An 11,836-nucleotide genomic window follows, 5' to 3' on the forward strand; every position below is an offset into this window, starting at 1 on the left:
GGGAGGATACTCATGGGTAACCCAACAGGTTTTTTAAATGTTGAGCGGAATTTGCCTGCTGATCGTAATCCTTCTGAGCGCTTAGGCGACTGGAAGGAAGTGCACGAGCACTGGCCAGAAGAGAAGATTGCCGAGCAGGCATCTCGTTGTATGGACTGTGGTATCCCATTCTGTCAGTCTGGTGATTCGAAGTACGCCCCGCAGGTTGCGGGGTGCCCAGTGAATAACCTGATTCCTGAATGGCAAGACCTAATTTACCGTGGCCGCTGGAAAGAAGCGTTGGATCGTTTGCATATGACCAACAACTTCCCAGAGTTCACTGGTCGTGTTTGCCCAGCGCCGTGCGAAAGCGCCTGTACGCTGGGTATTAATGCCGACCCAGTCACCATTAAGTTGCACGAAGTGTCGATTATCGACAAAGGCTTCGAAGAAGGTTGGGTAAAACCAAACCCTCCGAAAGTGCGCACTGGTAAAACGGTTGCTGTCATTGGCTCGGGCCCAGCAGGCCTAGCCGCTGCAGCGCAGTTAAACAGCGTAGGTCACGAAGTGACAGTATACGAGCGTGCCGACCGTATTGGTGGCTTGCTAATGTACGGCATTCCAAACATGAAGCTGGAAAAAGAAGTGGTTCAGCGCCGTGTAGACATTCTTGAAGCCGAAGGCATCAAGTTTGTTGTGAATACCGAAGTGGGCAAAGACATTACGGCTGACGAACTGAAAGCACAGTTCGACTCAGTAGTCATTTGTACCGGTGCAACGGTACCTCGCAACCTGCCAGTTGAAGGCCGAGAGCTAAACGGCGTGCACTTTGCGATGGAATTCTTGGGTCAGAACACCAAGAGCCTACTAGACAGCCGCCACTTAGACGGCAACTACATTGATGCCAAAGGCAAAAATGTACTAGTAATTGGTGGTGGTGATACAGGTACCGACTGTGTGGGTACTTCGTTGCGCCACGGTTGTAAGAGCGTGCATCAGCTTGAAATTATGGGTGCTAAGCCGCTTGAGCGTGCTGCAAGCAACCCTTGGCCTGAATACAAGCAAACACTGCTGGTAGATTACGGCCAAGAAGAAGCGATTGCAGAGCAGGGCGACGACCCTCGTCACTACACCATGATGACCAAGAAGATGGTAGGCGACGACAACGGCAACGTGAAAGAAGTTCACACCGTAGGGGTTGAATGGACAGCACAAGGCCCGAAAGAAGTGCCAGGCACAGAAAAAGTTTACCAAGCCGACCTAGTATTGTTGGCGATGGGCTTCTTAGGCCCAGAAGGTGGCTTACTAGAGCAGTTTGGTGTTGAAAAAGATGGTCGTTCAAACGCCCAAGCTGAATACGACAAGTTTGCGACGAACGTTGAAGGCGTATTCGCAGCAGGCGATGCTCGCCGTGGTCAGAGCTTGATTGTATGGGCTATTGACGAAGGCCGCCGCGCTGCACGTGAAGTAGATACCTTCCTAATGGGTTCATCAACTTTGCCTTAGACCTCAGTCATACCCGCGAAGGCGGGTATCTAGTTCTGAAAATAAAAAGCCAACCCCAGGGTTGGCTTTTTGCGTTTTGGTGCATTCACCTTTGGACTAATAAGTAAAATGAGGCGACCAATCGTCATACCCGCGAAGGCGGGTATCTAGTTGCAACTGTATATCTAGGTCAGTTGTAGGCCATGTTTCCCGCAGGGAACTGCGACACCCATGCTTCCCAAGCTCGTGGTTTGTAAAAATACGGCTAACTCACTCACAGAATGGTTCGTAGGTCGTACGAACCGGAGGTTCGGGCGACATGCAAGCCATCATCTGAAAACGAGCTCGCATTACCTGCCGATAATGATACTATAGTGATACTAATCGTGAGGGTATATAAATGCGCACTGAATTGGTAACCAACTTAAAGCGTCAAGCAACAAATATCTTGCAGCGCTTACATGAAGACAAAGAGCCTGTGTTGATAACGGAGCATGGCAAGCCATCGGCGTATCTTGTGGATGTGTCTGATTATGAGTCGATGCAGCAGAGGATGGCAATTCTGGAAGGCATTGCAAAGGGTCAGAGAGATATTTCCGAAGGTCGCATCAAAACATCTGACGAAGCGAAAAACATGTTTTCGAAATGGCTAATATAATGCCGCCAGAAAAATTTGACGTCGAGTGGACAGAGTCCGCGCTGTTTGAGTTACGAGATATTATTGAATACATCGAACTAAGCAACTCAATGGCGGCTGAGCAGCTAGCAAAACTCGTGTTTCAGAGAACGGAGCAGTTAGAGCAGTTTCCAGAATCTTGCCCTGTAGTAGATGAGCTTCCCGAACTGAATTATAGGCAACTTTTAGTCGGCCCTATAAGATTGATCTATCAGATCGAGAAGCAAAATGTAATGATGCTACATGTTGTTAGGCAAGAAAGAGAAATTAGTCGACTTCTAATGAAATAGTATAAAGTATCAAATAACGAATAATATTTAATAAAAAGTAGCAATTAATGAGAAAACATAAATATAACTACCAAGGTAATTCTTCGCCATTAGAGTGCCAGAACGACCCCGAGTTTTGCAAACTCAGCCCCTCAATACGTTCAACCAAACCACGAGCCGAGTCATCAGGTTCAATCATGCCACGATAACCCACCATACGAGTGGCCACATATCCAGGGTGCAAAATTACCACGCTAATACCTTGTGGTGCTAAATCTACCGCCAACGATTTACCAAAAGCATTGAGTGCTGCTTTCGAAGCACGATAGCCATAACGGCCACCCGACGTGTTATCGGCAATGGAGCCCATGCGGCTGGTAATGAGTGCAACCTTGCTACCCGACGCCAAATTAGGCAGAAGCGCTTCAGTCACTTTCAGCGGTGCATAGGCATTAATTTCCATCATCGCGCGAATGCTGTCTAGCTCAATGCTGCCCAACACATTGTCGTCTAGTAGGCCTGCATTATTGATTAGCAAATCAATTTGCTTACCCTTCAACTCAGTTGCTGCACGCTCTATGCACGCCTGATCGGTAACATCGATACCAGTTATTACCCGCGCAGCAAGCCCTTCTAACTCGGTGCTCGACTCACGGCAAATGCCAATTACCTCATACCCCTTAGCCGACAGCTGTTTAGCAAGGGCTAGCCCAATGCCACGGTTAGCGCCGGTAATCACCGCTAGTTTAGCCATAAAGCACCTCCTGTTATTAATGTGCGCAATAGCCTAAGTGTGCGGTGCTGCAAAAGCAATGGTGTCCAATGGACTGTTGGTACCAGCGTAGTGCTCACCAATGATATGCGTGTAGATTTGCGTTGTTTTAACATCTGAATGGCCAAGTAGCTCCTGCACCGTTCGGATGTCGGTGCCACTTCGCAACAGCTCGGTTGCAAAGCTATGGCGAAATGTGTGGCACGTAACGCGTTTGCTAATACTTGCCGCTTTTACCGCTCGCTTTAGTGACTTCTGCACGACCGAGCGATGCAAGTGATGCCGCGCAAGCTTGCCAGTCATAGGCTCAATACTGCTTTGTATACTTGGGAACATGTACATCCAACATGGTTCCTGCCAAGCATTTGGGTACTTTCTAGCAAGGGCAGGGGGAATAGATGGGCCAAATCCGGCTTGATTGTCTTTCGCTTGCGAAATAATCGCTTTTTCGCGCTGGCTAACAACCTCGGATACCAGAGACTTTGGCAATAACGTCGTGCGATCGCGCTTACCCTTCGTATTGCGAACTGTAATGCTTGAGCGCTGAGAATCGATGTCGCCCACACGTAAATTTAAGCATTCGTTGATTCTTAATCCACAGCCATAAAGCAGAGAAATAATGAGCCGGTCGCGCGCTTCTAAGTTCGCCAGAATGGCACTCACCTCAGCTGGGTTTAACACAGTGGGTAAATACTTATTGGGCTTGGCAGGCTGGAAATTTAGCTGCCCAAACTCTAAATGCAAAACCTGCTTATATAAAAACACCAGCGCATTCAGTGCAATGCGTTGCGTGCCTGGCGAAACCTGCCGCTGCGCGGCAAGCCAGGTTAAATACTGCTCAACCTCGTGCTCGTGCAACTCTTTTGGGTGGCGCATATGGTGAAAGCGTACAAACTGACAAATCCATAAATAGTAGGTTTGCTCGGTTCTATAACTATAGCCACGTACTCGGATTGCTTCATGAAGCTCATCCCTCAATCGCCTTTGCGCCATAATACACCTCACTACTTAAAGTATATGGATATATAGTAGTGGATAAAAAGCCAGTTTGTGTAACCGTTGCCATTGGTTTTAATGTGTTTTTGTTGTACCTTGATACAAAACATTACCCGCATGCACACTTTGCCCCTAACAAAGCGTTACATGTTTCGATTTCAGTAGGCGATTCAGGCACTTAGCAAGCCCAGTTTACTCCTCCAATCCGAAACACGTGCCAGGCCAAAACGCGCATGCACTATACATAGCTTTAGGCTATCAGTGTGAATAGACAGATCGACGAAAAAATTAGAGCCTTTGTTGCTAAATCTTCTATTCCTCAATTAGCGGTTGGAATTTGGCACAATGGTGAATCGTATTACGCCAACTTCGGTCATGAATCACAAGCATGCGTTGATGTTTTTGAAATAGGCTCTGTCGGGAAAACCTTTACAGCGACATTACTTGCTGTTTTGGTCGATAAAGGTCTCGTCAGTTTAAATGACAAAGTTGATAAGTTTAAGCCTGAACTACCATTTGCAAAAGATGTGACCTTGTTGCAGTTGGCTAACCATACATCAGGGCTGCCAAGTAACCCTTTTAAAGGCCTTATATTAGATACGCAAAAGGCAGTGAAAAATTTTAGTCACTCGGATTACTGCAATTTTTTGAACGGGCTTAATAAGCCTTTGACGAGCGGCAAGTTTAACTATTCAAATATTGGTATGGCACTGCTTGGTAATCTTTTGGCTGATCATGTGGGGAGCACTTACGAAGAGGCAGTAAAAACCTATATTCTCGATCCTCTTGGTATGAGCGATACGCATGTCTCGAATACAGTTTATGACGAGCATCGTTTAGCTATTGGGCACGGTGGTGATGGAAAAGCAGTAGCTCATTTTAAATGGGACAGTATGGAACCTGCGGGGCTTTGGCGTTCGACAACCAAGGATATGATTGTTTTTTTAAAAGCACATTTGGGTTACTCCGGTGAACAATGGAAGAACCTATTGGCTAAAACAACTGTGGCGTCAATTAATGATCCAAAATGTGATCATGTAGGACTAGCCTGGATGCTTGCCTGCGGTGACGTGGTCGGGGATTTTGCCTGGCACAATGGGCAAACATTGGGGCAAAAATCTATGGTAGTTTGTTGCCCAAATCAAGATACAGCAATAGTAATGCTATCTAACAAAGCTCCAAGGCTTTGGCACAATTTTTTTAGCAGTTATAGCATTGAGCAGTTATCGTTTGAAATGTTAAAAGAATTAATAGGTGGCAAAGAGCATGAACAAAAAGCCTAACAAAGTGCGGCATTCGTGTCCTTCGGCCACTGCGACGCTCACAAGTTCGCGCGCATGCGCACGGCGTTATGCATCTGAAGAATGAAATACTCTGAGCTAGAAATTGAAAGAAGGTGGTTAGTACATGAGGACGAACTACCAGACTTTTCTGAACTGAAAGTTAAGATACTTACTGATCTGTATATAACGGATTCACGCTTGCGTCTTAGAAAGGAAGAATCAATTGACAGTATTAAATATAAGCTTTGTAAAAAATACGGGAAGACATCGGCTATTTGTGAGCCAATAACAAATATCTATCTTTCAGAAACTGAATACGGCTTTCTATCCAAACTGGAAGGAATTGAAGTTGTAAGGCACCGATACTACTTCCCGTACAATGGAGTAAAGATGTCCATAAACGTTGGCAGAAATATTCCTACGATACTCGAAGCCGAGTTTACGAGTGAAGCAGAAGCCTTAGCATTTCTACCACCTAGATTTGCCGCAAAGGAAGTTAGTGATGCCTCGGAGTATGAAGTTGCATCAATGGCTACCTATGCATAACAATCACAGGCAGTCGACGCGAAAAAGCCCGCGCAACTGCTGTAAGCGTTATATGGTTTAAGTTGATACCAACAAGTCAGATTGAAAATTTGGACATGAAATGAAAGAAATACTAGATAAATTTGCCAGAGCACAGGAAAGCCTCGTTACTCAACAATCTGATTTCTCACTTTCTGCAATAGCGGAGATGGTTAAGTTTGAGTCAATAGATATAACACCCCATTATCAAAGAAGGGATCGTTGGCATGTCGAGAAGCAGTCTGCACTAATTGAGTCTTTTCTTCTAAATATACCCGTTCCACCTGTTTATCTCTCCGAAGATGAATATGGCACGTATACGGTTATCGATGGAAAGCAAAGAATAACAGCCATTTATGACTTTCTATCTGGAAAATTCAAATTAAAGGACTTGAAAGAAGTTCCTGAGCTAAACGGTTTTACATTTGAGCAGCTGCCTGCTCAATTAAAGAGAGCTCTTTCTATTAGGCCATTCATGCGTGTAATAACGTTACTCAAACAATCTGATCCAGAATTGAAATATGAAGTTTTCTTGAGGCTTAATACTGGTGGGGAGAAGTTGAAAGCTCAAGAGATTAGAAATGTTGCGTTCGCAGGCCCATTAAATGACTTGCTTTTTGAACTATCTGAAAATGAATTTTTAAAATCGAAGCTAAAGATAACTTCCAATAAATCAGCTGCATATAGAAGTATGGATGACCTAGAACTAGTTTTAAGGTTTTTTACAATTCATAGTCGCTGGGAGAATTTTGGTAAAAAAATATCTGTGGCAATGGATGACTTTATGGCAGAAAACCAGGATAAAGAAGTCAATGAGCTGCGGGAGCTTTTTCAGTACTCGATAGAAGGCTGCCAGAAGATATGGGGAGATTTTTCTTTTCAAAAACCATTGAATAATGGCTGGAGAGAACAACTTATCGCCCCACTTTTTGATGCACAAATGGTAGCCGTTTCTCTTTTAGATCCGGCTAGAGTTCAGGCATTGGAAGGTGCGCAAGATGTCGTCCTATCTGCAACTAGAGATTTATATGAAAATGATCCTGAGTTTCATAAAGCTGTGACACAAGCTACAGGTGACACTCTAGCCATTAGAAATCGAGTGTCAAAGCTAAAAGATATGCTTGAAGCTGTTGAGGTTTGATATGCCTTCAGCAAAAACAGACTTTATTGAGCGTATCAGGTGCCTTGATTCTTCAATTGAAACGGATGCTGTTCAGAACAGAGCATTAACTGAGAGAGAGCATAACTCAATTGCGAGAATGCTCAGAAACGGACTAGCAGTAGTTAGCTTTGCATCGTTAGAGGATTTTATTAAAAAACGATCTTCAGAAGCCATGGAAGAAGTCAGCAGATGTACAATAGCATTTGTCGAGTTGCCAGAGAAATTACAAAGAGCAGCAACGTACGAGGTGCTTTCAGCATTGAATTACCAGTTGGGCCTGCTGGATAAGGACGATAAGCCTTCTTATATTCAAGATCATGCTCTTAAAATTTCGTCCACAGCAACTCCAAACTATGAATTGTCTAGCCATACATTTGCTCATTCTCAAGCCAATATAAGCAATACCGTAATAGGAGATATTCTGAAGTCTTTTAATGTTGAAGACCCGTGGCGTCAAATGTCAAAAATTTCATCTGATCTAGGATTGACTGCAACGTTATCGTTGGCTGAGATATTTAAGAGTGCCTCGTTGAGAAGGCACAGAGCGGCACATGTTGCCGGAGCAGATACACCACCGACAGATATTAAGCAATTTGTGAAAGAGGCGTTCGCTATAGCGATAACATTTGACGCCTTGCTCTCAAAAGCAATTCATAAACTACTAGAAAATGATGACGACTTTGTTAGGAATGGCGTAAAGCTAAGCGCCAACGATATAGAATTCAGAACTATTAAATTTGTTGATAATAAATGGAAAGAGTATAGAGGAAATAGTGTTCGCGCATTTAGGACTTCTAATGATTTCGATTCTATATCGAGAGAAGCTAGGCGTAGAGCTCTATCATCGAAGGAATTGCTCGTCGAATTTGATGAGGCAGGACTGGTAAGCGGATGGGAGTGCCTATGATGGCACCATATAACAAGGCGCTGCTGTCGGACAAATTTTCCGCTGCGCTCCAAATTTGCCGCAGAGCGCGGCGTTAGGCATCAAGGAGTCATCTTGCAGTATCATAAAATCCACATAATTGGTGGTCCCGGAAGTGGGAAAACATATAGTGCCAAAAAGTTGCAGCAAGCGACTAATTTGACTGCTTTCGATTTAGATGAGGTATTTTGGGATCAAAGCCAAAACTCATATATCCGAGCAAGTGAAGAATTAAGAACTGAAAAGCTTAATATTATTTTGGAATGCGATAATTGGATTATCGAAGGCGTTTATTATAAATGGCTTGATCGGTCATTTCAGAATGCGGATGTAATTATAATTTTGAACCCTCCTCTTATAAAGCGTCAATGGAGGATACTGAAAAGGTTTTTGGTTCGTAAATTTTTTCTAGGTGATTTTAGGAAAGAAACGTTTTCGTCTTTCATTGAGTTGTGGCGATGGAATAGCAAATTTGATGTTGACAATATGGTGCGCATTACAAATTTCACATCAAAATACAAAAATAAAATAGTTTACTGCTCAAGTTATGATGAGATTAAACGGATAATAAATGCCTAACAAACGCTTCAAGAGGGACAGCCAACGCGTGGCGTTTTTACCATGCGTTAGTTTTTGTGGTTACGATGTTGTGCGGAAAGTTAGTCGTAGCGTTGGCTGCCCCTTAAGCGGGCGTTAAATGCCTAAGGTAATCATGAGCCCTGATCAATTCGTCAGTAACATAAAAGCTGAGATTGAAAGTCTAGTATCTCTTTATGCTGAAGGTGCTGAAGGCCAAACCGCAATCGGTACTAAGCTAGATTCTCTAAATCTTAGCCCTGAACTAAAAGCGGAAGTTGTATCGTTAATTGAGCAGGCTATTAAAGAATCTACCTACAACTTAATTGGTGGTCTTGAAGGCTCAGCTTCACTAGCTGCCACTCAAGAAAAATATAAAATCACGGATGAACGCGGCAACGAACTTTCAGGTGAACTTGACGTATTATTCTATGAACAGGTCATGAAATAAGCATTTAACCAGTGCATTAAGAGCAGACGGTTAACAGTTGGCTACCGTTCGTTCCTCACTAATTTTAGCCAACTGTTTCCCGCTGCTTATGCGGGCGTTGCACTCGCGCTTGGCGAGCCAAGCGAGGAATTAGGACCTCTAGATACTGGATAAAAATATAGTTTAGTCTACATTTTATCCATGGCTACTTTGACCCTTCAAAACATCCTGCAGAGCCAGCTAGATTCCTATTTGGCTTTGCAGCCGCTACCACCTCATCTGATCAAAGCCCTGAAACAGATTAGAGACTGTCGTACTTCCAAAATGGGCAGTCATAGTGATTATTGTGAGCATGGTCATTTGCTTGGTGTTTACCATAACAGCTGCCGTTGTAGAGCGTGTCCTCAGTGCCAGAAGCTAGCGAATGCTCGGTGGTTAGAAAAGCAAAAAGCCAAGCTGCTGGATACTCAGCACCACCATATAATCTTTACCATTCCTCACGACTACAACAGCCTATGGATGTACAACAAGCGTTGGTTCAACGATACGTTATTTCAGTCAGTTAGATACGCGATCAATACGCTCGCTAACGACCCGAAATACTTGGGAGCTAAACCAGGATTTATTTTGGCGCTACATACCTGGGGGCGCAGCCTGTCAATACATCCGCATATTCATTGTTTGATTGCACACGGTGGGTTAAACGACGTGGGTGAGTGGGTAGCCCCAAAACGCGACATTTTGTTCCCACAAAAGGTACTTAGCCGTTTGTTTAAAAAGCAGCTTTTAAAAACACTGAGAGCAGCATTACTCAATGCTGAGTTACAGCTTCCACCAGAGTTAACCTACAAAGCCATTCATAGCAGGATTAGCAGCCACAAGAAAAAAGCTTGGGTCGTACATGCGTGTAAGCCATATGCAACCGGAATGGGTGTAGCGAAATACCTAGCGAGGTATATGAAAGGTGGGCCGCTTCAAAAAGCGAGGCTATTTGAAGCGAACGACAAAGTAAAGTTTCGCTTCAAGTCACACAAAAGTGGTCAGTACGAAACAAGACTGTATCGGCCAGAAAACCTAGTCTCACTTGCCGCGCAACATATTGCGGAGTCAGGCCAGCAAACTGTTCGCTGTTATGGGTTATATAACCATTGCTGCGAAGACAAATTGAACCAAGCCAGAGCGCATTTTAGGCAGCAGGCAGTGAACTATTTAGAGCTATCGGTGCAAGACTTTTTAATGCGAGCAGATGCTCTACCAACCTGTGTTTTATGCGCCAAAAAAGAGGAGGCAGCAGATAGTTGCGAGGGATGATTTAAAGTGTAACACTGCGTAAGTAGAGCAGAGAGTTTGGCGTGCCCGCAAGAATTGTGAAGGCATCGTCGGAAGCAGCTCAATGCTATGAATATAACAACTCGGCAGTGTGCAACGATTGAAAGGACAGGACAAACCTTCCCCAAATTTCCTCATTACCGAGGCGCTTAGCGCAACAAGAAGATCAATACGGACAGTGAGCAGCACAATGAAGAGCGAAATTGTATCGTACTGCTCACTGCCGATTATCTAAGCTTTATGTGTATTAGATAAGGAGATATCTATGAAGTATTTTAAAGGAGCTTTAATCGCAAGCCTGCTTGCGGTAACTGCAGTAGGTATGTGGATTGGCGACGATATAATTGCTGCGAAGTTGGTTCAAGACAACTCCCAATTTGCGGAGGATGCTTGTGGTCCCCGTGGTGTTAAGAGTGTATCTGTTTCAGGCTTTGAATGCCGTGAGGTTTAGGGGCTTTCAGTCGGTCAACACATAACCAGTTGCACCAGCTGACGGCACTAGCTGTCACAAATTTTGTTCCAAAATTTTCGCCAGCCGCGCCGCGGCTGTGCAAAGCGTTAGGCATCAGGAGAGGACGAGTGCCAGTCAAAATTATCCATCTCAGTGCAAATGATGTTGCATTGTTGCAATCTATAAATGCGATGTTCGGTGAGGTATTTGATGACGAAGTGAGCTACTCCAGCAACAAGCCGTCGTCAAGCTACCTTCAAGCATTGCTTGGCACAACTAACTTTATTGCGCTTGCTGCCGTTGATGGAGGAAAAGTCGTAGGTGCTATCGCAGCGTATGAGCTGAAGAAGTTTGAACAGGAAAGAAGCGAGATATATATCTATGACCTCGCGGTAATTTCGACTTTTCGCAGAAAGGGCGTTGCCACCGCCCTTATCCAAGAGCTAAAGGCTGTTGGCGCTGCACGCGGCGCGTATGTGATTTACGTTCAAGCCGACAAAGGCGTAGAGGATCAGCCCGCCATAGAGTTGTATTCAAAAGTGGGCACCATCGAGGATGTGTTCCACTTCGATATTGCAGTTGAGGACGACAGCAAAAATGCCTAACAATGTACTGCTGCCGGACAAATCCTCCGCTGCGCTCCGAATTTGCCGCAGAGTGCGGCGTTAAGCGTGCTAAATACGTACAAGCTTCAAACAATACGGGAAAAGTTTTAGATGGCTTTAAAGGAAATTAATACTAAGTTAGCAAAAGTCGCTCTGGATAACTGTGAAGGCTTTCCGTTTGAAGAGTTTGCTAATGATTTCATGGCAGCTATTGGGAACCTCTAAAAAGACCCACAAATCAACGCATATCGAATATGAATTGCTAAAAATCCAAAAAATGAGCTGATCCGATGCTCGAACCAGTACTTTCTTAGCCATTTCTGGCTTTTTTCTG

General features: G+C 44.4%; 15 protein-coding genes. 12 read left to right on the forward strand and 3 right to left on the reverse strand.

All coding sequences use genetic code 11. From position 1 onward, the window contains the following. Positions 1-12: 12 nt before the first annotated feature. From DUW71_RS16590 to DUW71_RS16600, 3 genes are all read left to right on the forward strand, one after another. Positions 13-1,485 (forward strand): glutamate synthase subunit beta, encoded by a 1,473-nt coding sequence (locus tag DUW71_RS16590; protein ID WP_119396397.1) that lies wholly within the window; start codon positions 13-15, stop codon positions 1,483-1,485. A gap of 379 nt (positions 1,486-1,864) precedes the next feature. After that, positions 1,865-2,122, forward strand: coding sequence for a type II toxin-antitoxin system Phd/YefM family antitoxin (locus DUW71_RS16595; RefSeq protein ID WP_119396398.1), 258 nt, complete (start codon positions 1,865-1,867; stop codon positions 2,120-2,122). After that, the gene (locus DUW71_RS16600) at positions 2,110-2,430 is read left to right on the forward strand and encodes a type II toxin-antitoxin system RelE/ParE family toxin (protein ID WP_119396413.1); all 321 of its coding nucleotides are present in this window, start codon (positions 2,110-2,112) and stop codon (positions 2,428-2,430) included. The genes DUW71_RS16595 and DUW71_RS16600 overlap by 13 nt, the downstream gene beginning before the upstream one ends. Positions 2,431-2,497: 67 nt before the next feature. On the opposite strand, the gene DUW71_RS16605 is transcribed toward DUW71_RS16600, so the two are convergent. Together DUW71_RS16605 and DUW71_RS16610 are read right to left on the reverse strand one after the other, a co-directional pair. Further along, the gene (locus DUW71_RS16605; RefSeq protein ID WP_119396399.1) at positions 2,498-3,163 is read right to left on the reverse strand and encodes an SDR family oxidoreductase; all 666 of its coding nucleotides are present in this window, start codon (positions 3,161-3,163) and stop codon (positions 2,498-2,500) included. A 33-nt stretch (positions 3,164-3,196) separates the two neighbouring features. Beyond that, the gene (locus DUW71_RS16610) at positions 3,197-4,174 is read right to left on the reverse strand and encodes an integron integrase (protein ID WP_119396400.1); all 978 of its coding nucleotides are present in this window, start codon (positions 4,172-4,174) and stop codon (positions 3,197-3,199) included. Positions 4,175-4,440: 266 nt separating this feature from the next. Between DUW71_RS16610 and DUW71_RS16615 the strand changes: the two genes are divergently transcribed. The 9 genes from DUW71_RS16615 (at position 4,441) to DUW71_RS16660 (ending at position 11,502) form a co-directional block, all read left to right on the forward strand. Continuing rightward, positions 4,441-5,460: a serine hydrolase domain-containing protein gene (locus DUW71_RS16615; RefSeq protein ID WP_119396401.1), complete on the forward strand. Its 1,020-nt coding sequence runs from the start codon at positions 4,441-4,443 to the stop codon at positions 5,458-5,460. An 81-nt stretch (positions 5,461-5,541) separates the two neighbouring features. Beyond that, positions 5,542-6,006 (forward strand): CYTH domain-containing protein, encoded by a 465-nt coding sequence (locus DUW71_RS16620; protein ID WP_119396402.1) that lies wholly within the window; start codon positions 5,542-5,544, stop codon positions 6,004-6,006. Between the two features lie 100 nt (positions 6,007-6,106). Continuing rightward, complete coding sequence (locus DUW71_RS16625) at positions 6,107-7,165, forward strand: DUF262 domain-containing protein (RefSeq protein ID WP_119396403.1); 1,059 nt, start codon at positions 6,107-6,109, stop codon at positions 7,163-7,165. A 1-nt stretch (position 7,166) separates the two neighbouring features. Next, the gene (locus tag DUW71_RS16630) at positions 7,167-8,093 is read left to right on the forward strand and encodes a HEPN domain-containing protein (RefSeq protein ID WP_119396404.1); all 927 of its coding nucleotides are present in this window, start codon (positions 7,167-7,169) and stop codon (positions 8,091-8,093) included. Positions 8,094-8,186: 93 nt separating this feature from the next. After that, positions 8,187-8,690 (forward strand): P-loop NTPase family protein, encoded by a 504-nt coding sequence (locus tag DUW71_RS16635; RefSeq protein ID WP_119396405.1) that lies wholly within the window; start codon positions 8,187-8,189, stop codon positions 8,688-8,690. A gap of 133 nt (positions 8,691-8,823) precedes the next feature. Beyond that, positions 8,824-9,138, forward strand: a complete 315-nt coding sequence (locus tag DUW71_RS16645; protein WP_158584218.1) for a hypothetical protein — start codon at positions 8,824-8,826, stop codon at positions 9,136-9,138. 180 nt (positions 9,139-9,318) lie between these two features. After that, positions 9,319-10,428 (forward strand): IS91 family transposase, encoded by a 1,110-nt coding sequence (locus DUW71_RS16650; RefSeq protein ID WP_119396407.1) that lies wholly within the window; start codon positions 9,319-9,321, stop codon positions 10,426-10,428. 283 nt (positions 10,429-10,711) lie between these two features. Next, the gene (locus DUW71_RS16655) at positions 10,712-10,897 is read left to right on the forward strand and encodes a hypothetical protein (protein WP_119396408.1); all 186 of its coding nucleotides are present in this window, start codon (positions 10,712-10,714) and stop codon (positions 10,895-10,897) included. 128 nt (positions 10,898-11,025) lie between these two features. Next, positions 11,026-11,502 (forward strand): AAC(3)-I family aminoglycoside N-acetyltransferase, encoded by a 477-nt coding sequence (locus DUW71_RS16660; RefSeq protein WP_119396409.1) that lies wholly within the window; start codon positions 11,026-11,028, stop codon positions 11,500-11,502. Positions 11,503-11,640: 138 nt separating this feature from the next. On the opposite strand, the gene DUW71_RS17905 is transcribed toward DUW71_RS16660, so the two are convergent. Beyond that, a partial coding sequence (locus tag DUW71_RS17905; protein WP_233546181.1) for a hypothetical protein occupies positions 11,641-11,836 on the reverse strand: 196 nt, incomplete at its 5' end.

Origin of the sequence: Salinibius halmophilus (assembly GCF_003577475.1) — a bacterium.
In the GTDB taxonomy this organism is placed as follows: Bacteria; Pseudomonadota; Gammaproteobacteria; order Pseudomonadales; family Natronospirillaceae; genus Salinibius; species Salinibius halmophilus.

Excerpts from the sequence above, each read along its gene's own strand:
- DUW71_RS16630 (WP_119396404.1), top strand. The coding sequence starts at position 7,167 with ATGCCTTCAGCAAAAACAGACTTTATTGAGCGTATCAGGTGCCTTGAT.
- DUW71_RS16620 (WP_119396402.1), top strand. The coding sequence starts at position 5,542 with ATGAAATACTCTGAGCTAGAAATTGAAAGAAGGTGGTTAGTACATGAG.
- DUW71_RS16610 (WP_119396400.1), bottom strand. The coding sequence starts at position 4,174 with ATGGCGCAAAGGCGATTGAGGGATGAGCTTCATGAAGCAATCCGAGTA.
- DUW71_RS16605 (WP_119396399.1), bottom strand. The coding sequence starts at position 3,163 with ATGGCTAAACTAGCGGTGATTACCGGCGCTAACCGTGGCATTGGGCTA.
- DUW71_RS16625 (WP_119396403.1), top strand. The coding sequence starts at position 6,107 with ATGAAAGAAATACTAGATAAATTTGCCAGAGCACAGGAAAGCCTCGTT.
- DUW71_RS16655 (WP_119396408.1), top strand. The coding sequence starts at position 10,712 with ATGAAGTATTTTAAAGGAGCTTTAATCGCAAGCCTGCTTGCGGTAACT.
- DUW71_RS16600 (WP_119396413.1), top strand. The coding sequence starts at position 2,110 with ATGGCTAATATAATGCCGCCAGAAAAATTTGACGTCGAGTGGACAGAG.
- DUW71_RS16595 (WP_119396398.1), top strand. The coding sequence starts at position 1,865 with ATGCGCACTGAATTGGTAACCAACTTAAAGCGTCAAGCAACAAATATC.
- DUW71_RS16645 (WP_158584218.1), top strand. The coding sequence starts at position 8,824 with ATGAGCCCTGATCAATTCGTCAGTAACATAAAAGCTGAGATTGAAAGT.
- DUW71_RS16590 (WP_119396397.1), top strand. The coding sequence starts at position 13 with ATGGGTAACCCAACAGGTTTTTTAAATGTTGAGCGGAATTTGCCTGCT.
- DUW71_RS16650 (WP_119396407.1), top strand. The coding sequence starts at position 9,319 with ATGGCTACTTTGACCCTTCAAAACATCCTGCAGAGCCAGCTAGATTCC.